General features: G+C 70.4%; 23 protein-coding genes. 8 read left to right on the plus strand and 15 right to left on the minus strand.

Annotation, left to right across the window (positions count from 1 at the left end; all coding sequences use genetic code 11):
• Positions 1 to 32: 32 nt before the first annotated feature.
• Positions 33 to 1700 carry a HAMP domain-containing sensor histidine kinase gene (locus GV015_RS15225; protein ID WP_236555490.1) on the plus strand — a complete coding sequence of 556 codons (1668 nt, stop codon included), beginning with the start codon at positions 33 to 35 and terminating at the stop codon, positions 1698 to 1700.
• A complete protein-coding gene (locus GV015_RS15230; protein ID WP_064295346.1) occupies positions 1697 to 2377 on the plus strand; it encodes a response regulator transcription factor in 681 nt (226 codons plus the stop codon). Before GV015_RS15225 ends, GV015_RS15230 begins: the two co-directional genes overlap by 4 nt.
• 48 nt (positions 2378 to 2425) lie before the next feature.
• Here the strand turns inward: GV015_RS15230 and GV015_RS15235 are convergent, their stop codons facing one another.
• Genes GV015_RS15235 through GV015_RS15265 form a run of 7 tightly spaced genes read right to left on the minus strand, consistent with a single transcriptional unit; the run spans position 2426 to position 9728 of the window.
• Positions 2426 to 4183, minus strand: coding sequence for a proline--tRNA ligase (locus GV015_RS15235; RefSeq protein WP_079707162.1), 1758 nt, complete (start codon positions 4181 to 4183; stop codon positions 2426 to 2428).
• Between the two features lie 41 nt (positions 4184 to 4224).
• On the minus strand, positions 4225 to 5355 hold the full coding sequence (locus GV015_RS15240; RefSeq protein ID WP_159879159.1) for a hypothetical protein: 1131 nt from the start codon (positions 5353 to 5355) through the stop codon (positions 4225 to 4227).
• Positions 5352 to 6392, minus strand: coding sequence for a VWA domain-containing protein (locus tag GV015_RS15245; protein WP_159879161.1), 1041 nt, complete (start codon positions 6390 to 6392; stop codon positions 5352 to 5354). Before GV015_RS15245 ends, GV015_RS15240 begins: the two co-directional genes overlap by 4 nt.
• A complete protein-coding gene (locus tag GV015_RS15250) occupies positions 6389 to 7387 on the minus strand; it encodes a VWA domain-containing protein (protein WP_159879163.1) in 999 nt (332 codons plus the stop codon). Before GV015_RS15250 ends, GV015_RS15245 begins: the two co-directional genes overlap by 4 nt.
• Positions 7378 to 7845, minus strand: coding sequence for a hypothetical protein (locus GV015_RS15255; protein WP_079002737.1), 468 nt, complete (start codon positions 7843 to 7845; stop codon positions 7378 to 7380). The genes GV015_RS15250 and GV015_RS15255 overlap by 10 nt, the downstream gene beginning before the upstream one ends.
• Positions 7832 to 8722 carry a DUF58 domain-containing protein gene (locus GV015_RS15260; protein ID WP_236555491.1) on the minus strand — a complete coding sequence of 297 codons (891 nt, stop codon included), beginning with the start codon at positions 8720 to 8722 and terminating at the stop codon, positions 7832 to 7834. Before GV015_RS15260 ends, GV015_RS15255 begins: the two co-directional genes overlap by 14 nt.
• 4 nt (positions 8723 to 8726) lie before the next feature.
• Positions 8727 to 9728 (minus strand): MoxR family ATPase, encoded by a 1002-nt coding sequence (locus GV015_RS15265; RefSeq protein WP_064295340.1) that lies wholly within the window; start codon positions 9726 to 9728, stop codon positions 8727 to 8729.
• Between the two features lie 198 nt (positions 9729 to 9926).
• Between GV015_RS15265 and GV015_RS15270 the strand changes: the two genes are divergently transcribed.
• The 3 genes from GV015_RS15270 to GV015_RS15280 are packed head-to-tail and all read left to right on the plus strand — an operon-like array spanning position 9927 to position 13460.
• Positions 9927 to 11195: an acylneuraminate cytidylyltransferase gene (locus tag GV015_RS15270; RefSeq protein ID WP_159879165.1), complete on the plus strand. Its 1269-nt coding sequence runs from the start codon at positions 9927 to 9929 to the stop codon at positions 11193 to 11195.
• Positions 11192 to 12121 carry an N-acetylneuraminate synthase family protein gene (locus GV015_RS15275; RefSeq protein ID WP_159879167.1) on the plus strand — a complete coding sequence of 310 codons (930 nt, stop codon included), beginning with the start codon at positions 11192 to 11194 and terminating at the stop codon, positions 12119 to 12121. Before GV015_RS15270 ends, GV015_RS15275 begins: the two co-directional genes overlap by 4 nt.
• Complete coding sequence (locus tag GV015_RS15280) at positions 12114 to 13460, plus strand: DUF6716 putative glycosyltransferase (RefSeq protein ID WP_159879169.1); 1347 nt, start codon at positions 12114 to 12116, stop codon at positions 13458 to 13460. Before GV015_RS15275 ends, GV015_RS15280 begins: the two co-directional genes overlap by 8 nt.
• Before the next feature lie 45 nt (positions 13461 to 13505).
• Here the strand turns inward: GV015_RS15280 and ispG are convergent, their stop codons facing one another.
• The 7 genes from ispG to GV015_RS15315 form a co-directional block, all read right to left on the minus strand.
• Entirely contained in the window at positions 13506 to 14666 is a 1161-nt protein-coding gene (gene ispG, locus GV015_RS15285; RefSeq protein WP_064295337.1) for a flavodoxin-dependent (E)-4-hydroxy-3-methylbut-2-enyl-diphosphate synthase, read from the minus strand.
• Positions 14667 to 14742: 76 nt separating this feature from the next.
• On the minus strand, positions 14743 to 15081 hold the full coding sequence (locus GV015_RS15290; RefSeq protein ID WP_201299396.1) for an SHOCT domain-containing protein: 339 nt from the start codon (positions 15079 to 15081) through the stop codon (positions 14743 to 14745).
• 134 nt (positions 15082 to 15215) lie between these two features.
• The gene (locus tag GV015_RS15295) at positions 15216 to 15875 is read right to left on the minus strand and encodes a response regulator transcription factor (RefSeq protein WP_159879171.1); all 660 of its coding nucleotides are present in this window, start codon (positions 15873 to 15875) and stop codon (positions 15216 to 15218) included.
• The gene (locus GV015_RS15300; RefSeq protein ID WP_159879173.1) at positions 15872 to 17080 is read right to left on the minus strand and encodes a sensor histidine kinase; all 1209 of its coding nucleotides are present in this window, start codon (positions 17078 to 17080) and stop codon (positions 15872 to 15874) included. Before GV015_RS15300 ends, GV015_RS15295 begins: the two co-directional genes overlap by 4 nt.
• A 120-nt stretch (positions 17081 to 17200) precedes the next feature.
• A complete protein-coding gene (locus tag GV015_RS15305; protein WP_079707172.1) occupies positions 17201 to 18535 on the minus strand; it encodes an RIP metalloprotease in 1335 nt (444 codons plus the stop codon).
• A gap of 85 nt (positions 18536 to 18620) precedes the next feature.
• Positions 18621 to 19700 (minus strand): 1-deoxy-D-xylulose-5-phosphate reductoisomerase, encoded by a 1080-nt coding sequence (locus GV015_RS15310; RefSeq protein WP_159879175.1) that lies wholly within the window; start codon positions 19698 to 19700, stop codon positions 18621 to 18623.
• Positions 19701 to 19735: 35 nt separating this feature from the next.
• Positions 19736 to 20734 (minus strand): FKBP-type peptidyl-prolyl cis-trans isomerase, encoded by a 999-nt coding sequence (locus GV015_RS15315; RefSeq protein WP_079707174.1) that lies wholly within the window; start codon positions 20732 to 20734, stop codon positions 19736 to 19738.
• Positions 20735 to 20880: 146 nt separating this feature from the next.
• Between GV015_RS15315 and GV015_RS15320 the strand changes: the two genes are divergently transcribed.
• Positions 20881 to 21693, plus strand: a complete 813-nt coding sequence (locus GV015_RS15320; RefSeq protein ID WP_159879177.1) for a 1-acyl-sn-glycerol-3-phosphate acyltransferase — start codon at positions 20881 to 20883, stop codon at positions 21691 to 21693.
• 21 nt (positions 21694 to 21714) lie between these two features.
• Here the strand turns inward: GV015_RS15320 and GV015_RS15325 are convergent, their stop codons facing one another.
• Positions 21715 to 22197, minus strand: coding sequence for an OsmC family protein (locus GV015_RS15325; protein ID WP_086473942.1), 483 nt, complete (start codon positions 22195 to 22197; stop codon positions 21715 to 21717).
• Between the two features lie 82 nt (positions 22198 to 22279).
• On the opposite strand from GV015_RS15325, the gene gabT reads away from it, so the two are divergent.
• Both gabT and GV015_RS15335 read left to right on the plus strand, forming a co-directional pair.
• Positions 22280 to 23653 carry a 4-aminobutyrate--2-oxoglutarate transaminase gene (gene gabT, locus GV015_RS15330; RefSeq protein ID WP_121291798.1) on the plus strand — a complete coding sequence of 458 codons (1374 nt, stop codon included), beginning with the start codon at positions 22280 to 22282 and terminating at the stop codon, positions 23651 to 23653.
• Entirely contained in the window at positions 23650 to 24654 is a 1005-nt protein-coding gene (locus GV015_RS15335; protein WP_159879179.1) for an asparaginase, read from the plus strand. The genes gabT and GV015_RS15335 overlap by 4 nt, the downstream gene beginning before the upstream one ends.
• Positions 24655 to 24684 lie beyond the last annotated feature (30 nt).

The following is a 24684-nucleotide window of genomic DNA, read 5'->3' on the forward strand; positions in this document are numbered from 1 at the left end:
GCGAGCTGCGGAACGTCATGCGGAGCACGAGGGTGAGGATCCTCGTCGCGATCCTGCTCGCGACGACGCTCGCGATGACGCTCGTGGGCGTCTCCACCTACACGCTCGGCCGGCAGCAGACACTCGCGACCATCGACGCCCGCCTGGAGCACAGCGCCGAGCTCATCGCCTTCATGGTGGTCGGTTCAGGGGACTCCGCCGACGCCCCGGCGACGAGCGACGCGGCCGTCGACGCGGTGATGCGACGATGGATCTTCGCCGAGGACGAGACCGCCATCGGTGTGCGCGCCGACGGCTCGACGGTCGCGCCCAGCGCCCCGTCCGCCTTCCGCCTGGACGACGACCCGCAGCTGCTCGACACCATCACGGCCCGGTCGTCCCGCGGCGTCGTCACGGGCGAGGCCACCGGTGACCGCACCGTGCGGTACGCGATCATCCCGGTGCAGGTCGTCGGCGACCCGAGTGTGGCCCACGTCGTCATCGCCACCGACGTGCACGCGGCACTCGCTGACTCCCGAGGCATCCTCGCCGTCGAGATCGTCGTCGCCGTGGTGTGCCTGCTCCTGCTCGGCCTCGTCGGCTGGCAGCTCGCGGGTGGACTGCTCCACCCCATCCGACTGCTGCGGGACGCCGCCGCCCGCATCACCGAGTCGGACCTCGACGAGCGGATCCCGGTCGTCGGTCGCGACGACGTCTCGGAGCTCACCACGACCGTGAACAGCATGCTGGACCGGCTCGACGAGGCCTTCACCAGTCAACGCCAGCTGCTCGACGACGTCGGCCACGAGCTGAAGACGCCGCTGACGATCGTGCGCGGACACCTCGAGCTCCTCGATCCGTCCGACCCCGCGGAGGTGGCCGCCACCCGGGACCTCGCCCTCGACGAACTCGACCGGATGAGCTCCCTCGTCGCCGACATCACGGAGCTCTCGACGGCCGGACTCGCGTCGACCCTCGACCGGGAGCCGGTCGACATCGAGGCGTTCACCGCCTCGGTCCACGAGAAGGCCACGGCGATCTCGCCCGAACACGAGTGGACCCTGGGCGAGCAGGCCGAACTCACCGCGGACGTCGACGCCGGGCGCTTGGCCCAGGCCTGGCTGCAGCTCGCGGACAACGCCGCGAAGTACTCCCCGGCCGGGTCGACGATCGTGATCTCGAGCCGGTTCGACGAGTCGGACGACCCGGCGCTCGTGCTCTCCGTCTCCGACGACGGGCCCGGGGTGCCGGAGGCGCTCCGCGAACGCATCTTCGACCGGTTCACCCGGGTGAGCGGTGGACGGGGTGTCGCAGGCTCCGGCCTCGGCCTGTCGATCGTGCAGGCGATCGCCGCGGCACACGGCGGGTGGGCCGAGGTCGAGGACACGCAGCAGGCCGGCTCCCTGTTCAGCATCCGACTGCCGCTCGCGGTGGCGGACGACGACGAGGGGTCCGAGGCTGACCTCGACCTCGACCCGGACGAGACCGCGGCGATCCCCCGCAGCGCGATGGCCCAGGCGATCGCGCTGCGAGAGGCGCAGGCGACTCAGGACGCCGCTGCGGCGCAGACGGCCGCGGCGATGCAGGCCGGACCGACACCCGGCGATGCACGCCCCGCGAACGACGCACCACCACGCTCGCAAGCGCCGTCCCCTGAGGACGACTTCCCGGACCTCGTCGACACCTCGGCTCGGCGGAGTGCGCCGGAGGACCACGCATGAGCCGGATCCTGGTCGCCGAGGACGAGACGCGGATCTCCGCGTTCGTGAGCAAGGGCCTGCGTGCCGCCGGACACACGGCGGACGTGACGGTCGACGGCTCGCAGGTCGTCGAGCTGGCGGAGAGCGGCGACTTCGACCTGCTCGTCCTCGACATCGGACTCCCGGGCGTCGACGGCTTCGAGGTGCTCAGACGGCTCCGCGACGACGGCAGCGAGCTCCCCGTCATCATCCTGACCGCCCGCGATTCCGCACGAGACCTCGTGGCGGGCCTCGACGGCGGAGCGAACGACTACATGTCGAAGCCCTTCCGGTTCGAGGAGCTCCTGGCCAGGATCCGCCGACGCCTGGCCGAGCGGGCACCGGCGTCGACCACCGCTGTCCAGGAACGACTGTCGGTCGGTCATCTGGAGCTCGAGCTGCGCGAACGGCGCGTCCTCGTCGACGGTGTACCGGTCGAGCTGTCCACCCGCGAGTTCGCCCTGGCCGAGGAGTTCTTCCGCCACCCGGACCAGATCCTCAGCCGGGAGGAACTCCTCAGCCGGGTCTGGGGCTACGACTTCGATCCCGGTTCGAACGTCGTCGACGTCTACGTGCGGTATCTCCGGAACAAGATCGGCAAGGACGCCATCGCGACGGTCCGCGGAGCCGGCTACCGCCTCAGCACGAGAGCGCAGTAGCGGCCGTCATCCAGACGGGGATGACGATCGCTCCTGCGCTCTCGCGGCTCAGAGGGCGAGGTCGGCGATCGCGACCCGGTCCTTCGTGCCGGCGGCCCGGTCCCAGAGCTCGACGAAGCCCTCGGTGGCCTCGCGACCGACGACCACCACGACGGGCACGCCGATCAGCTCGGCGTCGCCGAACTTGACACCCGGGGACACCTTGCCGGTGCGGTCGTCGTAGAGGACGTCCTTGCCGCTGGCCTCGAGCGAGGCCACGAGTTCCTCGGCCACCTCGAAGATCGCCGCGTCGCGTCCTGCTGCGACGACGTGCACGTCGAACGGGGCGACGGCCTTCGGCCAGATGAGACCGCGCTCGTCGTTGTTGCCCTCGGCGATGATCGCGAGGATGCGCGTGATCCCGATGCCGTAGGAGCCCATGGTCACCGTGACGAGCTTGCCGTTCTCGTCGAGCACCTTCAGTCCGAGCGCCTCGGCGTACTTGCGCCCGAGCTGGAAGACGTGTCCGATCTCCATGCCTCGAGCGAGCTCGACCGGTCCGGAGCCGTCGGGCGCGGGGTCGCCGGCGCGGACCTCCGCCGCCTCGACGAAGCCGTCGGCGGTGAAGTCGCGCCCGGCGACGAGGCCGAAGACGTGCTGCTGATCGACGTTCGCGCCGGTGATCCACTCGGTGCCGTCGACGACCCGGGGGTCGAGGAAGTACCGGATCTCCGTTGCCGACTCCTCACCGAGGACGGGCCCCTGCGGGGACCACGGTCCGATGTAGCCCTTGACGAGCCCGGCGTTCGCGGCGAAGTCCGCTTCGGTCGCGGCCTCCACCTCCGCGGGGCTGAAGGCCACCTCGACACGCTTGAGGTCGACGTCGCGGTCGCCCGGCAGGCCGATGACGACCAGCTCGCGCGTGCCGTCGAGGTGCCGCAGTGCCAGCACGACGTTCTTGAGCGTGTCGGCGGCCGTCCAGGCCCGTCCGTCGTCGCGCGGGTGTCGCTCGTTGGCGAGGTCGACGAGCGTCGAGATCGTCGGGGTGTTCGGCGAATCGAAGACCGTCGCGGGTGCCAGACCCTCGATGGGGCGGGCCTCCGGGACCTCGGTCGTGTAGGCCTCGACGTTGGCGGCGTATCCGCCGGCCGAACGCACGAAGGTGTCCTCACCGACCGCGGTGGGGTGCAGGAACTCCTCGCTCCGCGAACCGCCCATGGCTCCGGCGTCGGCCTGCACGATCTCGTACTCCAAGCCGAGCCGCGTGAAGATGCGCTCGTAGGCGTCGCGCTGCGCCTGGTAACTCGCGTCGAGCCCGGCGTCGGACACGTCGAACGAGTAGGCGTCCTTCATCGTGAACTCACGACCGCGCAGGAGGCCTGCCCGGGGACGGGCCTCGTCGCGGTACTTGTCCTGGATCTGGTAGATCGACAGGGGCAGGTCCTTGTAGGAGGAGTACAGGTCTTTCACGAGCAGGGTGAAGACCTCCTCGTGCGTCGGCGCCAGCAGGTAGTCGGCACCCTTGCGGTCGTGCAGGCGGAAGAGGGCGTCGCCGTACTCCTCCCACCGGCCGGTGACCTCGTAGGGCTCGCGCGGCAGGAGCGCGGGGAAGTGCACCTCGAACGCGCCGGCGTTCGCCATCTCCTCGCGGACGATGGCCTCGATCTTGTTCTTCACCCGCAACCCGAGCGGCAACCAGGCGAAGACACCCGGCGCCTGGCGTCGGATGTACCCCGCCCGCACCAGCAGGCGGTGACTCGTCACCTCCGCGTCGGAAGGGTCTTCACGGAGCGTACGGAGGAAGTAATTCGAAAGGCGCGTAACCACCTGTCCATGCTAGTCCGTCACACGCAGGCAGCCCGGAACCGCTACCAGGGGCGATCGGCGAAGTTCCCGTTGTCGTTGTTCCGACCGCGGTTCTTGGCGTCCTCGGTCGACTTGTCCTGCTGGGCGTCCTGGCCGGCGTCCTTCAACTTGTCGACCTTCCCGTCGACCTCGCTGTCACCGGTACCGCTCGAGCCGCTCGAGTCGCCGTCGCCCTGTCCCCCGTTCGACGGATCCTGCTGGCCCTGCCCGCCGGACCGGTCGCGCTGGTCGGTCGCATCCTGACGTTTGCGGTCGATGCGATCGCCGGTGTCCTGCAGGTTCTCACCGGGCGTACCCTTCGGATCGATCACGTCGGGCTGCTGCCCGGTTCCGCCCTGGTCCCCCTGGTCACCCTGGTCGCCCTGGTCACCCTGGTCACCCTGACCGCCCTGGTCGTCCTGACCTCCTTGACCACCTTGATCACCCTGGTCCTGCGGGTCCTGGGGGTCCTGCGGGTCCTGGGGGTCCTGCGGGTCCTGCGGGTCCTGGGGGTCCTGCGGGTCCTGGGGGTCCTGCGGGTCCTGCGGGTCCTGCGGGTCCTGAGAGTCTTGCGGGTCCTCGTTCTGATCCTGGGACTCCCCCTCGAAGCAGCCCTCGCCCTCGTCGACGATGCGCTTCGCGGTGTCGTAGAGGTTGATGGCGCCCTGGAAGAACTGGCCCTTCACGTACTCGTCTGCCTGGGTCTCGTACGCGCGCGCCAGGTTGACCCGGACGATGCAGGCGGTCTCCTCCGTCGGCGCGAGCTCGAGCGCCTTGCCGAGGTCGTCGGTCCCCTGCACCCAGTCCTGTCCGGCCGCGGCCGCGGTGCCCCGGTCGAACCAGGCGATCCACGGCTCGACGACGTTCGCCGTGAAGAGGTGGCCCGCGCTCAACTGCGCCCCGGAGTAGTCCTCGGCGCGGTACTCGGCGATCGCCGACTGCGCGACGACCGGCAGACTCACGAACTTGACCCCGACGACGAGGGCGACGAGGACCAGCGGAAGGGACCACCAGAACAGCCGACGGCGCAACCGGGCGACCTCGGCCGGGGCCAGCGGCGGACGCCGCGGTTCCTCGAGTCGTGGCCGTGGCTCAGGGCTGCGCGGCGCATCGTCGGGCCGGTCGGTGCGGGTCCGATCATCGAAGAGGGTCATGCCTGCCCACCCTTCGTCCGTCGGAGCTCGCCCAGCGCGCCGACCAGGCCGGGGAGCTCGGTGAGGAGCAGCACACCGAACCCGAGCGCGAACACCCAGTACAGCTCATCGGTGCGCCGGATGTCCACCTCATCCTCGACGGTGACGCCGCCGACGGCGAGGCCGTCGAGTGCGTCGTCGAGCGACGCACCCGGTGTCCTGATCTCCGACTCGACGCCGAGCTGCGACGCGATCGTCTCGAGTGCGCCCGGATCCAGCCGGGACACGGCGGGCTCACCGGTCGAGTAGTCCTGGATGTAGCGGACGCTGCCGTCCTGGTAGCCGGAGAACTCGCGCATGGTCCCACCGGCCTCGGTCCCGTAGCCGAGCACGCCACCGCCGCCGATGAGCGGTGCGATGCTCTCGAACGACCCGGGGGCCGCGCCACTCGTCTGCTCGCCGTCTCCGAGGTAGAACATGATCCGGTTCCGACCCGGCTCCTGCTCCTCGGCCTGGGTCAGCAGCGTGGTCATGAACTCCACCGGAGCGTCGATGCTGCTGCCGCGGGAGTAGGTGGTGATCTCCTGCGTCATCGCCTCCGCAGCCGACCGGAGCGCCGTCGCGTCCGTCGTGAGGGGCATGCGCTGGACGGCCACGGCGTCGAACGTCACGAGCGCGTAGCGGGCACCGGCAAGCCGGTCGGCGATACCGGTGATGTCGGCTTTTGCACCGTCGAGTCGGGTCGGCGGCTTCGGGGCGCCGTTCTCGTCCGTCCCCGACGCGGTCTCGTCCGGCCAGTCCTCGGCGGCCATCGAGCTCGTCGTGTCCACGACGAAGTAGACGTCGAGGTCGCCCATCGCGGACGGCGGGCGATGGTTGCCGGGGATGGTCGGTCGGAGGGCGATGATCACGAGCACGACGACCATGGCCAGTCGGGCGATCCAGTGCCAGGCTCCTGGCCGCCGCACCCCGGCGAGGAACTGCCAGACGGCGAAGGCCGCGAGGACGGTGCCCAGCACGGCGACGGCCCAGATCGGCAGAACGGGGTTGATGGTCATCGGCGCAACCTCCAGGCGAGCAGCATGAGCGCCGCGAGGCCGCCGAACGCCGCCAGCACGAACACGAACGGCTCGTCGACCTGCACGAGCTGTTTGGCGCCCTTCAGCGTCTTCGTCTGCTCCGCCGTGATCTGCTGGACGATGCCGCCGACCGCGCCGGGGTCGGCGAGCGCGTAGTAGTCCCCGCCGGTGGACGTCACGACCTCGTCCATCTCCGCGGCGAGGTCGTCGAGGTAGTCCTTGCTGGAGACGTCGCCGGGGTTGATCCCGTACACCGTCACGTCCTGCGCCTTCGCGTACGCGCCGGCCTCCTTGAGCGTGAGGATCGGCTCGCCGGCGACGTAGTTGTCGGTCGCGAGCACGATCGAGCGCGACCGTTCCTCACCGACCTGGTCGAACCGCATGACGCAGGACCCGAGACCGTCGCCGATGAGGGACGACCCGTTCCCGAGATCGGTGCCGTTCCAGTACTCGTAGTCACTCTCCGGCGAGGTGAGGTCCTCGACGAGGTGGTCGAGCTGCGCTGCCACGTAGTCGTAGTCGCTCGTCAGCGGGAAGTACGTGGTCGCGGACGCGTTGAACAGGACGAGCGCGATCCGCTCACCGTCGAACCGCTGCACGAGCTTCTCGAACACCCCGACGAGCGCGGCGTCGTACTCCGTCATCGACCCGGACACGTCGAGGCAGAGCACGATGTCGCGGTTGCGCAGTTCGGGCTGGAACACCGTCGTGCTCACCACGCGGGACCCGAGGGCCGTGCCGGCGAGCAGCAGCACCCCGAGCGCGGCGATCGTCGCGATGATGAGGCGCCGGTACCGCGACAGCGCGCGACGGTATCCGGGGAGCGCGGTGAGCCGTTCGGAGTGCGCGACCCACAGGGGCTCGGCGTTCGCCTTCCGGCGCCGCCCGGTGCGGGCCACGAGGACGACGGCGGCGACCACCGCGGCCACGGCGAGGAGCCAGACGAGCGGCATCCACCAGTAGATCAGCTCCACGTCGTCACCACCTGGCGGGCGAGCGTGGCGGCCTCGGCGACGCTGCCCGTCTCGGCCTCGCGGAATTCGACCGGGTAGTAGGCCGACACGGCACGACTGAGTGGCGCGAGTCCGGCGCGATCGAGGTCTGCGAGGGTCATGACCTGGGCGCGGACGCCGCTGGACTCGTGCGCGTACATCCGGAGGATCGCGCCGAGCCGTTGGTGGGCGCGCCGCGTACTCAGGGCGCCGTCCCCGTGCTCGCGCTCGATCTCGCCGATGAGTGCGAGGTAGCGGTCGCGCAGGACGGTCGGCGACGGCTGCGGCGCCGGGCGCGGCGCGCTCCCGCGCGCGCGACGGCGCACGTGGGCGAGCATCCAGACGTACCACCCGATCACGAGCGCGATGAGCACGAGTCCGAGCACCGGCCAGAGCAGCGTGTACTGGACCGGTGCGTAGTAGCCGTTATCGCCGGGCATGTCGGTGGGCCTCGAGGAGGTGGAAGAGGACGGGGACGACGTCGTCGGCTCCGGTCACGCGCTGACCGCTGATGCCGAGTTCCTCGAGCTGGTCGAGGTGTCGGGCGGTGGCGCTGGTGACGGCCTCGGTGAACTCACGACGCAGCGCGTCGTCCGACCGGATGAAGGCCGGCAGGGACCGCTCGTCGGCGACGTCGACCATCGCCCGACCGGTGTACTCCGCCCGCATGAGGTCGGCGTCGCCGACCGAGATCCAGAGCACCTCGTGCTGGACGTGCAGGCGGCGGAGGATCTCCGACCGCTTCGGCGTGATCTCCTCGTCGTCCGAGACGATCACGAGCAGACAGCGCTGCTTGACCGACCGTGCCGCGTAGCCGAGCAACTCGTCGAGATCGCTCTGGGGTGCCGCGAGCGACGCACGCCGGTCGATGTGCTGCAGCAGGCGCTCGAGTGCCGATTCGGTGCCGGCGGGTCGGACGAGTTCCGGTGCGGCGGCGTCGCCGGCGACGAGACCGACGAGGTCGCCGTGCCGGATCGCGAGGTATCCCAGGATGCCGACCGCGAGGATGGCGACCTCGCGTTTGGTGCTCCCACCCTCGGCGAGCGCCGCGAGATCACGACCTGTGTCGACGACGAACAGCACCTGGTGTTTCCGCGTGGCGATGTAGCGCTTCACGAGTGGAGCGCCGTGTCTGGCCGTCGCCTTCCAGTCGATGTCCTTGATCTCGTCGCCCGGGGTGTACTCGCGGAGGTCGTCGAAGTCGAGGCTCCTGCCCTGGAACACCGAACGGTACTCGCCGTCGAGCATCCCCCGCACGCGGCGGTGGGCGTGGATGAAGAGTTTGGACTTCACCCGGTGGAGCAGCGGGGCTGACACGGGCCTACGGTGCCTGGACCGCTCCGAAGACGGCGTCGATGATCGTCTCGGGCGAGACGTCGTCGGCCGCGGCTTCGAAGTTCAGGATGATGCGGTGCCGCAGCACCTGGTGGCGGTAGCCCTTGACGTCCTCCGGGATGACGTGGTCACGCCCGGCGAGGATCGCGAGCGCCCGCGCGACGGTGCTGAACGCGATGCTGGCACGCGGGCTCGCCCCGTACTCGATGTAGCTCGCGAGCTTCGGCGGGAGGTAGTCGCTCGCATGGCGGGTGACGTAGACCGTCTGGACGATGTAGTTGAGGATCGATGCGTCGAGGTAGACCCGCTTGGCGAGGGACTGCAGGAACAGGACGTCCTCGAGGCTCACCCCCGGGCGATCCTGGTCGGTCTCGTAGAGCCCGGAGTTCACCCGACGGACGATCTCGGCCTCCTCGCCGATCGTCGGGTAGTCGAGCACCTCCTTGAGGAGGAAGCGGTCGAGCTGCGCCTCGGGCAGGTGGTACGTGCCCTCCTGCTCGATGGGGTTCTGCGTGGCGAGGACGAAGAACGGCTTCGGCAGCGGATAGTGCGTGCCGCCGATGGAGGTCTGGCGTTCCTGCATCGCCTCGAGCATCGCGCTCTGGGTCTTCGCGCTCGACCGGTTGACCTCGTCGAGGAGCACGAAGTTCGCGTGTACGGGCCCGAGCTGGGTCTGGAACGCACCGGTGCGGGCGTCGTAGATCTGGGTGCCGATGATGTCGCTCGGCAACAGGTCGGGGGTGCACTGGATGCGTTTGAACGAGGCGTTCACCGCTTGGGCGATCGATTCCGCCGCGGTCGTCTTCGCGAGTCCCGGGACACTCTCGAGCAGGACGTGCCCGCCCGAGACGAGTGCCGCGAGCAGGGTGGTGCGCAGCCCCTGCTGGCCGACCACCTTCGCATCGTAGGCACCGACGATCTCGGAGAGGATGCTGCGGGCCCGCTGCAGCTCGGCTGGCGCGATGGGGGTGCTCGGCGTCACGGTCACTGGTCTCCCTGGCGAGGCTGGCGGTCCGGACGGATGACCGTCGAACGCGGATCCGCCTGGTGGAACCCGGCGGTCCGAACAGTCTACGTGTGAAGATCCGGAGCTCGGGCGCCTCGGCCACCGGATGGCCACCAGGGCGTCGGCCGCCGTTCGCCCACCGTCCCCCTCGCGTCCACCGCCGCTTCATACCGTAGATCGATGACATCTGCAGCGCACGGGAGGCACCCGGAGACCGACGGTGCGACGGCGATCGTCCCGGTCAGGGGCGGTTCGAAGGGGATCCACCGCAAGAACCTCAGGACGGTCCGCGGGAGCACCCTCATCGCGCGATCGGTCGAAGGACTGCTGCGGTCGGGTGGCGTATCGCGCGTGGTCGTCACGACCGATCACCCGGACCTCGCCGCCGCCGCCGTCGCCGCCGGTGCCGAGGTCATCGACCGGCCAGCGGAACTCGCCGAGGACAGCACCTCCTCCGAGGCCGCGCTCCTCCACGCGCTCGGCGTCCTCGCGGAGCGCGGCGAGCTGACCCCCGTGACGGTGTTCGCGCAGGCGACGTCGCCCTTCCTCGACGTGGAAGCGCTCGACGACGCCGTCGCCCTGGTCTCCTCCGGGCGGGCGGACTCCGTCTTCGCCGCGGTGCTCGACCACGGATTCCTCTGGACGGAGAAGGCGAAGGGCGCCCGAGGGATCGGTCACGACCACCGCGAGCGTCCCCGACGGCAGGACCGCGCGCCGCAGTACCGCGAGACCGGCTCGTTCTACGTCTTCGACACGGACGGCTTCCTCGAGGCCGGGCACCGCTTCTTCGGCCGGATCGCGCCGGCCGTCACCAGGTCCTTCGCCGCACTCGACATCGACGAGCCGGAGGATCTGCTCGTCGCCGAGGCGATCGCCGGACTCGCGGAGCGTCAATTGGGCATCCCGTCGGGCTCGGAGCGTTCGGAGCACCACCTCGACGTCGACGCCGTCGTCACCGACTTCGACGGGGTCCACACCGACGACCGCGCCAGCATCGACGCCGACGGGGTCGAACGGGTGAGCGTCCATCGCGGTGACGGCCTCGGCGTCCGTCAGCTGCGCGAGGCCGGGCTGCCGTTCCTGATCCTGTCGACCGAGCGGGTCCCGATCGTCGCCGCACGCGCGGCCAAACTCGGCGTCGACGTCGTGTACGGCTCAGCCGACAAGGCGACCGCGCTCCGCGACTGGGCGACGGCGAAGGGTGTCCCACTCGACCGCATCGCGTACCTCGGCAACGACGTCAACGACATCCCGGCCCTCGAGATCGTCGGCTGGCCGGTCGTCGTCGCCGATGCGCACCCGGAGGCCCGTGCCGTCTCCCGGCTCGTCCTGGAACGCCGAGGCGGCGACGGGGCCGTCCGCGAACTCGCCGACCTCGTCCTCGCCCCACGCGCGACCCTCGACCCCCTGAAGCTGTCCACGCTGCAATCGAACGGAGCACGACCATGAGCATCCACCAGGACGCGAACGACACCACCGACCTCGACGGCCGGACGCAGCCGTCTCCCGTGCGCATCGACGGCATCCCCGTCGGCGGCGGCGCCCCCGCGTACGTCATCGGGGAGATCGGTCTCAACCACAACGGCGACGTGGAGCTCGCGAAGCGACTCATCGACGTGGCCGCCGACGCCGGCGCACAGGCCGTCAAGTTCCAGAAGCGCACACCGGAGATCTCGACGCCGGCGCACATGCGCGACGTCCCGCGGCAGACGCCGTGGGGTGAGATGAGCTACCTCGACTACCGCTACCGGGTCGAGTTCGACCGTGAGCAGTACATCGAGATCGGCGACCACGCCACCCTGCGAGGCCTCAGCTGGTTCGCCTCCCCGTGGGACGAACCGTCGGTCGACTTCCTCGAGGAGCTGGGCGTCAGCGCGCACAAGGTCGCGTCCGCCTCCGTGACCGACTCGGGCCTCCTGACCCGTCTCGCCGCGACCGGGAAGCCGATCATCCTCTCGACCGGCATGTCGACGCTCGAGCAGATCGACCGCGCAGTCGAGATCCTCCGGGGCTCGCCGCTGGTCATCCTGCACGCGACCTCCACGTACCCCTTGCCCGCCGAAGAGGCGAACCTCCGGATGATCGACAGCCTCGCCGCCCGGTACCCCGGTGTGCCGATCGGGTACTCCGGCCACGAGACCGGTCTGCAGATCTCCCTCGCCGCGGTCGCCCTCGGGGCCACGATGGTGGAACGCCACATCACGCTCGACCGTGCCATGTGGGGCTCGGACCACGCCGCGTCGCTCGAACCGCACGGCTTCTCGAACCTCGTCCGCGACATCCGGGTCATCGAGACCGCCATGGGTGACGGCGTCAAGCGCATCTTCCCCGGCGAACTCGCCCCACTCGCGAAGCTGCGCAGGGTCGATGCCTGATCATGGGCCCCGCCGTCGGGTGATCGGGGTGGTGGACTCCGACTCCTTCGTGAAGTGGGGCGCCGCCACCCTCTCCCGCGCGACCGGCTGGGACGTCGACCTCGTCCTCATCGAGAGCGACGTGTCCGCCACCGACCGGCAGGTGGACATCGCCCTGCTCCACACGGCGTTCGAGGGGAGGACCGTCCGTCGCCTGTCGCTCCGAGGACTCGTCGACCTCATCCGGACCGAGCAGCCGGACGGCGTGTTCGTCTCCACGCGTGGGCCGGTCGCCGAGGTCGTCATCTCGGAACTCCTCGCGCTCGGGCGCGCCACCCGCCCGGTGCTGCTCACCGGTCTCCCCGGCATCTCCATCCCGGCGAAGTGGAAGGGGATCTTCCTCCGCGCGCAGGCGGACGTCTTCGTCCTGCACAGCCACCGCGAGGTCGCCGCCTACCGTGAACTCGCGCTGACGCACGGGGTCGAGCCAGCGTTCGCGCTCGCGACCCTGCCGTTCCTGACGGACACGGCGACCGAGTCACCGGCCGAGCCCGCCCCGCGTACCCGGGTCGTCTTCGCCGCCCAGGCCACCGTCCCGGCCGATCGCGGCGACCGGCTCCGGATCCTGTCCTGGCTGCGGACCCTCGCGAACCGGCACCGCGACCTCGACGTCGTGCTCAAGGTGCGCGGCCTCGCCGGCGACCCGCAGACCCATCACGAGCACTACCCCTTCGACACCCTCCTGACCGGTCCGACACCCGACAACCTGCGGGTCGCCACCGGGTCGATGGCGGTCCACCTCGGCCACGCGGCCGGGCTCGTCACCGTGAGTTCCACCGCCGCGATCGAGGCCATCGCGGCCGGGGTCCCGGTCATCCTGCTCGACGACTTCGGTGTGGACCCGGCGCTCATCAACACCGTCTTCGAGGGCAGCGGGCTGTTGGCCTCCAAGGACGACCTCATGGCCGCCCGGTTCCGGCACCCGAACCCGGACTGGCTGCAGCAGAACTACTTCCACCCCGCCGAAGAGGACGACTGGATCCAGCGGTCGGAGGCGGCGTTCGCCGCGCGCGACCTCGGGACCCTGCCGATCCGTCCTCGGGCACGACAGAGTCGCGGCGGCATGCTCCGCACCGGTTGGGAGCGTCGTCGGGCGTTCGGGCGGGCCGACACGAGCGCGCTGGGCACGGTCGCCTTCGTCATCGGGCGGCCGCTGCAGATCGCTCGCCGTCTGGTCCGTCGCGCTCGGGGCGTCCAGCCGGCCGAGCGGCAACCGATCGCCTCCCGCCGGCTCGCGCCGATCGAGACGGAGACGCCGGTGCGCGCTCCGCACGGGGCTCGTCACCGCACGGCCCGCTGACGGGAGCGCCGCTCGACCGGAGACCGGTCGGGCGGCGCTCCAGGCTCAATTGGAGCCGACCGTCACCACCGGTGCGCCCGTGGAGGTGTCGTCGGCGGGCATCTCGGCGGCCAGGCGGTTGGCCTCCTGGATGAGCGTCGCGACGATCTCGGACTCCGGCACCGTCTTGATGACCTCGCCCTTGACGAAGATCTGGCCCTTGCCGTTGCCGCTCGCGACGCCGAGGTCGGCCTCACGAGCCTCTCCGGGGCCGTTCACGACGCAGCCCATGACAGCGACGCGCAGGGGGACGCTCATCCCCTCGAGGCCGTCGGTCACGTCGTTCGCGAGCTTGTAGACGTCGACCTGGGCGCGCCCGCAGCTCGGGCAGGAGACGATCTCGAGCTTGCGCTCGCGGAGGTTCAGCGACTGCAGGATCTGCAGCCCGACCTTGATCTCCTCCGCCGGCGGCGCGGAGAGCGAGACACGGATGGTGTCGCCGATGCCCTCGGAGAGCAGGATGCCGAACGCGGTCGCGCTCTTGATGGTGCCCTGGAACGAGGGACCGGCCTCCGTCACGCCGAGGTGCAGCGGCCAGTCACCGCGCTCGGCGAGCAGCCGGTAGGCCTTCACCATGACGACCGGGTCATTGTGCTTGACGGAGATCTTGAAGTCGTGGAAGTCGTGCTCCTCGAACAGGCTCGCCTCCCAGACGGCACTCTCGACGAGCGCTTCTGGGGTCGCCTTGCCGTACTTCTGCAGCAGCCGCGGGTCGAGGGAACCGGCGTTGACACCGATGCGGAGGGAGACGCCGGCGGCCTTCGCGCGCCGGGCGATCTCGCCGACCTGGTCGTCGAACTTCCGGATGTTGCCGGGATTGACCCGGACGGCCGCGCACCCCGCGTCGATTGCGGCGTAGACGTAGGCGGGCTGGAAGTGGATGTCGGCGATCACCGGGATCTGACTCTTCTTCGCGATGATCGGCAGCACCTCGGCGTCGTCGCGGGTCGGGACGGCCACGCGGACGATGTCGCAGCCCGAGGCCGTGAGCTCGGCGATCTGCTGGAGGGTCGCGTTGATGTTGGTCGTCTGGGTCGTCGTCATCGACTGGACGCTCACCGGGGCGTCGCCGCCGACGAGCACCTTGCCGACCTTGATCTGTCGCGACTTGCGCCGCGGGCTGAGCGTCTCGGGAACCGACGGAAGACCCAGATTGATAGCTACCACGAGCCTCAGCTTACGCGCGCGACGCCCCGCAGGCTCCCCGTGAGCTGAATGCCTGCTGGGACGTCGCGATCCACGGTCAACGGGCGGGCGGTGCCTCGCGATTCGCACGCAGGACGCCGAGCCGTTCCCGGTACTCGACCTCGTCGATGTCGCCCTGGGCGAAGCGCTCGGCGAGCGTCTGCTCGGCGCTCCGGGACCCGTCCTGACGCCAGGCCCACGGCGGGCCCTGGTGGCCGTCCGGGGACGCCCCGGACCAGGCTCGGCGACGCCACCGCCGACCGACGAGCGCGACGATGAGGACGATCACGGCGATCCAGAACGCGGGGATGAGCAGCAGCCAGAGGAGGTGGAAGCCCGGCCCGGGACCGCCGGGATGCATGGCGGTCGTGGCGAGCACGATCAGGGAGGTGGACATGGAGGACTCCGTTCGTCGGGCGGACGACGACCGTCGTCCGCATCACGACCCCGAGCCTCCTCCGGATGGTGGCCGAGGGCATCCGACGACGGGACGGATCACTTGACTCCCCTGGGAGTACGACCACCGGTCGCTCAGACGCCGGGACTGACGAGCCCGGTCTCGTAGGCGATGACGACGAGACGGACCCGGTCGCGCGCGGCGAGCTTCGACATGATGCGCGACACGTGGGTCTTCGCTGTGAGCGGGCTGAGGAACAGCGCCCCTCCGATCTCCTCGTTGGTGAGTCCGCGTCCGACGAGACCCAGCACCTCGCGTTCGCGCTCCGTGAGCCCAGCGATCACGGCGTCGTCGAGCGGCGCGGCGATCGCTCCGGCGACCTGGGTGAGCAGCCGCCTCGTGACCCCGGGCGACAGCAGGGCGTCACCCGACGCGACCACTCGGACGGCCCGGATGAGCTCGGCCGGCTCGGTGTCCTTCACGAGGAAGCCACTCGCGCCTGCCCGGATCGCCTGCGCGACGTACTCGTCGAGCTCGAAGGTGGTGACGACGATGATGCGGGTGGCCCCGAGCGCCGGATCCGCGACGATGGCCTCGGTGGCGGCCAGGCCGTCGCCTCCGGGCATCCTGATGTCCATGAGCACCACGTCCGGTCGTTCCCGACGCACGACGATGAGCGCCTCGTCCCCACCGGCCGCCTCACCGACGACCGCGATGTCGGGCTCCGCGTCGAGGAGGGCGCGGAATCCGCCGCGGATGAGGGCCTGATCGTCGGCGACGACCACGCGGATCATGCGACGCCTCGGACCGGCACCCGGGCCGTGACACGGAAGCCGCCGAGCGGACTCCGCCCGGTCTCGAGGGTGCCGCCGAGGAGCTCGGCGCGCTCGGTCATGCCGAGGAGGCCGTTGCCGTGCTCCGCGGGGCCGGGTGGGGCACCGACCCCGTCGTCCTCCACGAGCAACCGGTAGGACCCGTCGACCTCGACGAGCTCGACGGACACCCGTCCGGCCCGCGCATGCCGGAGGACGTTCGTGACGCTCTCCTGCGCGATCCGGTACAGCGCCTGCTGCACGGCCGCGCCGGGCGTGGAGACGAGGCGCAGCTCGAGTACCGCGTCGACGCCCTGGTCCCGGAGGGACTGGACGAGGACTGGTAGTGCCTCGAGATCCGGCCCCGGTCGCCTCGGCGCGCCGGTCGAGGGATCCTGGGCCGCATCGGCACCACGGAGGACGTCGAGGAGGCCACGGACCTCGTCGAGCGACGCCTTACTCGACCCCTTGATGTTCGTCAGCGCCTCCCTGGCACGTTCGGGCTGGGTGTCCATGAGGTGCAGGCCCATGCCGGCCTGGACGGTGATCTGCGCGAGCGAGTGGGCGACCACGTCGTGCAGCTCACGGGCGATGCGCACGCGCTCCTCCTGGGCGGCGGAAGCCCGACGTTCACCCTGACGCCGGCGATCCGCGTCGAGCTGTTCGCGCCGGGTGCGGAGTCCCTCGGCGAGGAGGACGGCGACGATGACGAGGGCGGTCGTGGCCCCGACACGGAAGCCCGACACCTTCCAACCGACGGCGAGCGTGACGGTCAGGGCGAGTGCCCACCCGAGCCCCAGCGACGGATAGGTCCAGCCGCGCGCTCCACGGACGATGCCGGAACCCGCGGCCAACGCCAGCGCCACGGCGGGAGGACCCCAGGTGGGACCCGTCAGCACCGAGGCGCTCGACAGCACGGCGACCGCCGCGACCGTCGGCCCGGGCGACCGCCTGGCAGCGAGCAGGCAGAGCACGCCGGCGAGTGCCAGGAGGACGGCCGAGGAACGGGACCACCCCGAGGCACCGGCACCCGGGCCGAAGGAACCGTGGAGGGCGAGCACCGCTGTCGCGGGCACCTGGACGAGGAAGGACACCACCACCGGCGCCCAGAGGCGCCAGACGGGGCGTCCGGGTCGGCGATCGCCCGGCGTCGTCCAGGGTGCCGAACCCGTCTCGACCGATGCCATCCCTGCATGCTACTCGCGGGTCGGAGCCGCTGCGTCGCCCGCACGGAGCCTGCACCGTACTCCCCGGGGAGTACGGCCGTACCGGGATGGGACGGTCCCGCGGGCTCCGGTCGCGTCGGCCTAGCCGAAGAGGTTGACCGGCTTGACGATGTCGGCGTACACGAGGAGCGCGCTCATGCCGCCGAGGACGATCACCACGCCGAAGGTGAGCGGGATGAGCTTCGCCGCGTCCACCGGTCCCGGGTCGCGACGTCGGAAGACCTTCGCGAAGCGGCGACGGATCGCCTCCCAGAGCGCTGCTGCGACGTGCCCGCCGTCGAGGGGCAGCAAGGGGATGAGGTTGAAGACGAAGAGCGCGACGTTGAGCGACCCGAGGATGCCGAACACGGTCGCCGCCTTCGACGCGACAGGGATCTCGTCGAGGCTGACCACCTCGCCCACGACCCGTCCGACGCCCACGACGCTCATCGGCCCGTTGGGGTCGCGCTCGCCGGATCCGAACGCTGCCTGCCCGACGTCGATGAGTCGCTGGGGCAGGTTCAGGATGATGTTGGCGGTCCGGGCGATCGTGTCGCCGACGGTCGGCAGGATCGTGGTGACGGGCTGCGCCACCATCTGCTGCTGCGGGGTGATGCCGACGAAGCCGACCTCATGGGTCTTCGCCGAGCCGTCGGCGTTCGTGACGATCTTGCCGGTCTCGGCGTCGACGACGTCCCGCTCGAGCAGCAGCGGCGTCAGGGTGAGGTCGAGTCGCTGCTCTCCGCGGGCGACCTCGAGGGCCAACGGCTTGCCCGGCGAATCCTGCACGGCCGCGGAGATCTCGGCGAAGGTGGAGATCGGGGTGCCGTCGATCGAGAGGATCGTGTCGCCCGGCTTCAAACCCGCGGCGGCCGCCGGACCCTGCGGATCCCCAGCTGCACAGCTCTGGCGGTCGCTGGTGGACGGCAACACGCACTCGTACACCGAGGTCAGCGTGCTGCTCTGCTGCGGGACGCCGAACCCCGACACGGCGATACCGATGAACAGGACGGCGAGGACGAGGTTCATGAACGGCCCGCCGAGCATGACGACGATCCGCTTCCAGACGGGCAACCGGTAGAAGGTGCGCTCCTCGTCGCCGGCGCCGATCGTGTCGGCACTCGCCTCCCGCGCGTCCTGGACCAGCGTGTCGAAGAAGCCGGTGCTGGCGTTCCGGGCGGCACCGCCGGGCTGCTTGGGCGGGAACATGCCGATCATCGAGATGTAGCCGCCGAGCGGGATCATCTTGACGCCGTACTCGGTCTCGCCCTTGCGGCGCGACCAGATGGTGCGACCGAAGCCGATCATGTACTGGGTGACCCGCACGCCGAACAGCTTCGCGGGCACGAGGTGACCGACCTCGTGCAGCCCGATGGACACGATGAGGCCCACGAGCACGATCACGATGCCGAGGAGGTAGAGGAGGACGGATTCCACGGCGTAACCCTACTCGCGCGGTCGGGTCACCGGCTGCACGCCGGCTGTGCGGCCGCTCGGAAGCTTCCGACGATGGACGGGCAGGTCAGCCGATGCGCTGCTGCGCGCGAGCCCTCGCCCAGCGCTCCGCCTCCGCGAGCGCCTCCAGGGTGAGCTCGCCCTCGGGCGCCTCGTGGTCGTCGACGACCGCGCGGACGGTGTCGAGGATGCCGAGGTAGCCCAGCCGACCCGCGTGGAAGGCCGCAACGGCCTCCTCGTTCGCCGCGTTGAACACGGCCGGATAGGTGCGACCCTGCCCGCCCACGAGCTTGGCCAGCCGCACCGCCGGGAAGGCCTCGTGGTCGAGGGGCTCGAACGTCCACTGCTGGCGCGAGGTCCAATCCAGCGGGACGCCGACGCCTGGGACCCGGTTGGGCCAGTCGAGCCCGAGGGAGATGGGGAGCCGCATGTCGGGCGGGGAGGCCTGGGCGATGGTGGAACCGTCGATGAACTCGACCATCGAGTGGACGATCGACTGCGGGTGGACCGTCACCTCGATGCGGTCGTATGGGACGTCGAACAGCAGGTGCGCCTCGATCACCTCGAGACCCTTGTTGACGAGGGTCGCCGAGTTCGTCGTGACGACGAGACCCATGTCCCAGGTGGGGTGGGCGAGTGCCTCGGCCGGCGTGACGCCGGCGAGCGACGCGCGGTCCCGTCCGCGGAACGGTCCTCCCGAGGCGGTCAGGACGAGCCGTCGCACCTCCGTGGCGGTGCCGGATCGGAGGGCCTGGGCGATCGCGGAATGCTCGGAGTCCACGGGCACGATCTGGCCGGGTGTCGCGATCCGCCGGACGAGGTCGCCACCGACGATGAGCGACTCCTTGTTCGCGAGCGCGAGCGTCCTGCCCGTCTCGAGGGCCGCGAGGGTCGGGCCGAGCCCGATGGAGCCCGTGATGCCGTTCAGCACCACGTCGGCGTCGACGCTGCGGATGAGCCGCTCGGCGTCGGCCGCGCCCAGGGCCGTGTCGTCGACGTGGAAGGCGGCGGCCTGCTCGGCGAGGAGCTCGGCGTTCGAGCCGGCCGTCAGGCCGACGACCTCGAAGCGGTCGCGGTCACCCCGGATGACGTCGAGTGCCTGCGTGCCGATCGAGCCGGTTGATCCGAGGATGATGACGCGTCTCACGGCGGTCAGTCTACGTCGGCGGCGGTGCGGGCCGCTCAGCCCGCGGCGGGAGCCGTGGTGCTGCTCGCGTCGAGGATGTCGATGACGAACACGATGGTGTCGTCGGCCTCGATGCCCGCCTGGCTGTTGCCGCCGCTCGGTCCGTACCCGAGGTCGGGTGGGATGACGGCGATGACCTGCGATCCGATGTGCTGGCCGGCGATGGCGCTCGAGAAGCCCTTCACCACGGCGGACAGCTGGAAGTTGGTCGGTCCGTTGCCCCAGCTCTCGTCGAAGACCTCGCCGGTCCGCCAGTTCACACCCTGGTAGTTGATGATGACCTCGGCGTCGGGCTGCACCACCGCCCCGTCGCCCTGCTTGAGGACCGCGACCTGGAGATCGGCCGGAGCGGGCTCCTCGGGGATGGTGACCGTGGGTCGTCCGGCGGTGTCGAGCTCGACCGCGGGCATCCCGGCGACGGGCTCCTGCGGGACGCCGTCCGCCTTGGCGTCGCTGTGCACCGTGCTGAGGACGTCGGCCACGACGACCAGCGGCTGGTCGGCCTGGACCGTGCCGTCGCTCGACCCTGCGGAACCGAACCCGTCGCCCGCCGTGACGAACGCCGCGACGCGGGATCCGACGTTCGTGCACTCGACGGCGCGGACGAGGCCCTTCAGGTACTTCTGGTCGTTGACCACGATCGCCGTCGCCGGGCTCGCACCGTAGGCGGTCTGCGCGACGATCGACCCGGTCACGGCGTTGTAGATCGACATCTCGACGAACGTCGTGTCGCCGGGATCGACCCGCTCTCCGTCGCCCTTGGCCACGATCGTGCGTTCGGTCGTGTCTGCGGCGAGGGTGCCCTTCGCGAAGGTGACCTCGGGGATCGAGCCGAAGTCGCCACTGACGCTGATCGCCTTGGACGCCTTGCCTGCGCTCGTGTCGGCGCACTCCCCCGGACTGGGAAGCGCTTGCGACTGCGACGTCGCCGAACTGCACGCGGTCAGCGACACGAGGGACGCGATGACGGCCAGAAGGCAGAGGCTCTTGCGCACAGGGGAACTTTCGGTCGTTGCTGAGGGGTCGGTCCAGTTTCACCCACCAGGCTCCATGCTGGCTGACAGCGCGCCGAACATCCGCGGTGGGTGGTCACACGTGAGTATGCCGGGTCGCGCATGCGTCGCCGGGTACAGTCGTGCGCATGGCCGACGAGGAGCAGACGCAGCGACGCGCCCAGGAACCCTCCGACCAGACCACGGTCGAACCGTCGACGGACGACACGGTGTCCACGCCCTCGAAACCGGGTGTCGTCTACTACTTCGGACGAGCCGTCCTGAACACGACGGCGAAGCTGCTCTACCGCCCCAAGATCATCGGTCGGAAGAACGTCCCGAAGCGTGGGCCGGTCATCCTGGCGAGCAACCACCTCTCGTTCATCGACAGCATCGCGATCCCGATCAGCGCGCCACGACGGGTGCAGTTCCTGGCGAAGTCCGATTACTTCACCGGACGCGGTCTGAAGGGCTGGGTCTCGCGCACCTTCTTCACCTCGATCGGCGCGGTCGGGGTCGAACGTGGCGTCGGGCAGGCGGCGCAGGAGGCGCTCGACCAGGGACGCCGGATCCTCGAGAGCGGCGAGGCCTTCGCCATCTACCCCGAGGGCACCCGGTCGCTCGACGGACGGTTGTACCGCGGCAGGACCGGTGTCGCCTGGCTGGCACTCACCACGGGCGCGACGGTCGTCCCGGTGGGCCTCATCGGCACCGACGACCTCATGCCGGTGGGCACCACGATCCCGAAGTTCAAACCGGTCACGGTGATCTTCGGTGAACCCATCGACGTGAGCCACCATGGCCCGGCGACCTCAGGACGCGCCAGACGCAAGGCGACGGACGAGATCATGGCGGCGATCCACGCCCTCACTGGCCAGGAGCTCGCGAACGCCTACAACGAGTCGCCGCCCGCCGACACCGTCGAGCGCATCAAGCGCGCCTTCCGCCCGGAACGGCTCTGAGCCGCGGCGTCCGTCCACTCCTCAGGTGGTCGTCGCGACGACGATCGTCGGTTCATGACGGACCGGGAAGTTCACCGAGTTGGCGATGAAGCACAGCTCGTTCGCGCGGGCGTGTCCTGCGCGCGCCGCCTCGACCATCGACGCATCGGCGACCGTGACCTGCGGACGCAGGACCACCTCCGTGAACGCACCGCTGCCCGCGCCGTCCTCCACCATGGTCCCGACGGCGTCGTCCGTGTAGGCCGTCACCACGACACCGAGGGTCACGGCGACGTGCAGGTAGGACAGGAGATGGCACTGGGCGAGGGCCGCGAGGAGCAGCTCCTCGGGGTTCCATCGACCCGGGTCGCCGCGGAACGGTTTGTCGGCCGAGCCCTCGAGGTCGTGCTTCCCGGCGGCCGTCACCGTGAGCTCCCGGGAGTAGTCCCGGTACCCGCTCGTGCCCGTCCCGAGGTCTCCGTCCCAGCGGACGCCGATGGTGTAGTCGTGGTGGCCCGTGATCATGCCACCAGTATCCCACTGGCCTCCCCACCGCGGCCCGCGTTCGCGGCCCCGCTGTCGGGAGGTCGCGCTACGCTGGAGGACTATGACTGACACGCTCGACACCACGGACCAGACGACCGCCTCCGCCCCCAGCGTGACGCAGGAGCGTCGCATCGTGACGGCCGTCCCGGGCCCGCGCTCGCAGGCGCTGCACGCCCGCCGAACCGCGGTCGTGTCCGATGGCGTGTCGAGTGTCCTCCCGGTGTACATCGAGCGCGCGCACGGCGCGATCGTCGTCGACGTCGACGGCAACCAGTTCATCGACCTCGGTGCCGGTATCGGTGTCACCACCATCGGCCACACGGAGTCCTCCGTGGTCGGCGCCGTCCAGGACCAGGCGGCCGACGTCCTGCACACCCTGTTCACGATCACCCCCTACGAGGAGTACGTGCGCGTCGCGGAGCTGCTCGCCGAGCACACCCCGGGCGACTTCGCGAAGAAGTCGGTGCTCGTGAACTCGGGCGCCGAGGCGGTCGAGAACGGCGTGAAGATCGCTCGCAAGTACACCGGTCGGCGGGCTGTCGCGGTGCTCGACCACGGCTACCACGGTCGCACCAACCTGACCATGGCGATGAACTACAAGGCCGCCCCCTACGCGACCGGCTACGGTCCGTTCGCCGGCGACGTCTACCACGCCCCCAACTCCTACCCCTACCACGACGGCCTGTCCGGAGCTGCGGCTGCGGCCCGCACCATCGCCTACCTCGAGAAGCGCATCGGTGCCACCGACCTCGCATGCCTCGTCGTCGAGCCGATCCAGGGCGAGGGCGGCTTCGTCGTCCCCGCGGAGGGCTACCTCCCCGCGCTCCAGGAGTGGTGCACGGCCAACGGCGTCGTGTTCATCGCCGACGAGATCCAGAGCGGCATGGCGCGCACCGGCGAGTACTTCGCGAGCTCGCACTTCGGCCTCGTCCCCGACCTCGTGCTGAGCGCGAAGGGCATCGCCGGCGGTCTGCCGCTCGCGGCGGTCACGGGGCGCGCCGAGATCATGGACGCCAGCCAGCCCGGCGGGCTCGGTGGCACCTTCGGCGGTAACCCCGTCGCGTGTGCCGCGTCGGTCGCGGTCTTCGAGTCGATCGAGTCGCGCGGTCTGCTGGCCGAAGCGGATCGCATCGGTGCCACCCTGACGGCGGCGCTGCTCGAGCTCCAGGGCAAGTACGACATCATCGGCGACGTCCGCGGCATCGGCGCGATGATCGCGATGGAACTCGTCCAGCCGGGTACCGCCTCGACGACGAAGGAGCCCAACCCGGCCGCCGTCAGCGCCATCGCCGCAGCCGCCGCGCAGCAGGGCGTGCTCGTCCTCACCGCCGGCACCTACGGCAACGTCCTCCGTTTCCTCCCGAGCCTCGCCGTCTCCGACGAGCTCATCGCGGACGCGATGACGGTCATCGATCAGGCGCTCGCAGCACTGTGAGCACGGCGGTCCCCCAGACCTTCGGCGTCGCGGACGCGGTGGAGCTGGCTGTCGTCGAGCGCAGCGGCTTCATCGAGTCACGACACGCCGGATCGGCGATCGTCCTCGGTCCGGAGGGCGAGGTCCTCGCGAGCCTCGGAGCACCGGACGCACCGGTCTTCCCCCGCTCGTGCCTCAAGCCCTTCCAGGCGATCACGATCATGAACGCCGGAGTGTCCCTCGAGGGCGCTCAGGCCGTGCTCGCGACCGCGAGCCATGCGGGCACCCGCAAGCACGTCCAGGTCGTGCGCAGCATGCTCGGCCGGGCTCGGATCGAGGACTCGGCGTTGCAGTGCCCGGCCGATTGGCCCGGTGATCGCGCGTCCCGCGACGAGCTGGTCCGGGACGGCCTCGGCACGAGCCCCCTGTACATGAACTGCTCCGGGAAGCACGCGGCCATGCTGCTCGCTTGCGCGCAGAACGAGTGGGACCAGGCGACGTACCTCGAACCCGACCATCCGTTGCAGCTCGCCGTCCGCGACACCGTCGAGCGCTTCACCGGCGAGAAGCCCGCCGCCAGCGGGGTCGACGGCTGCGGGGCGCCGGTGTACGCGATCTCCCTGACCGGACTCGCACGTGGCATCGGACGCGTCGTCAACTCCTCCCCCACCTCGCCGTTCGCCCTGTACCGGAACGCCGGGCTGCTCACTGCGGCGGTGCTCGCCAACGGCTGGGCACTCGATGGACCCGGTCGGGCGAACACGCTCGTCATCGAACGCCTCGGCCTGTTCGCGAAGCTCGGTGCGGAAGGCGTGATGGTCATGTCGGCACCCGGCGGCGCGACCGTCGCGCTCAAGGTCCTCGACGGCTCGCTCCGGGCCTCGACGATCATCGCCCTCCGTCTACTCGTCTCGGTCGGAGCACTCGATGCGGCCGCCGTCGACGCCCTCGAACCGGAACTCGACCTGGCCATCCACGGCGGAGCCGCCGTCGTCGGCCGGATCGCCGTCACCGCGGTCTGACCGCCCGGCCGACAGCCTCGGCGGCTTCGG

Origin of the sequence: Plantibacter sp. T3 (assembly GCF_902506515.1) — a bacterium.
GTDB classification, from domain to species: Bacteria; Actinomycetota; Actinomycetes; order Actinomycetales; family Microbacteriaceae; genus Plantibacter; species Plantibacter auratus.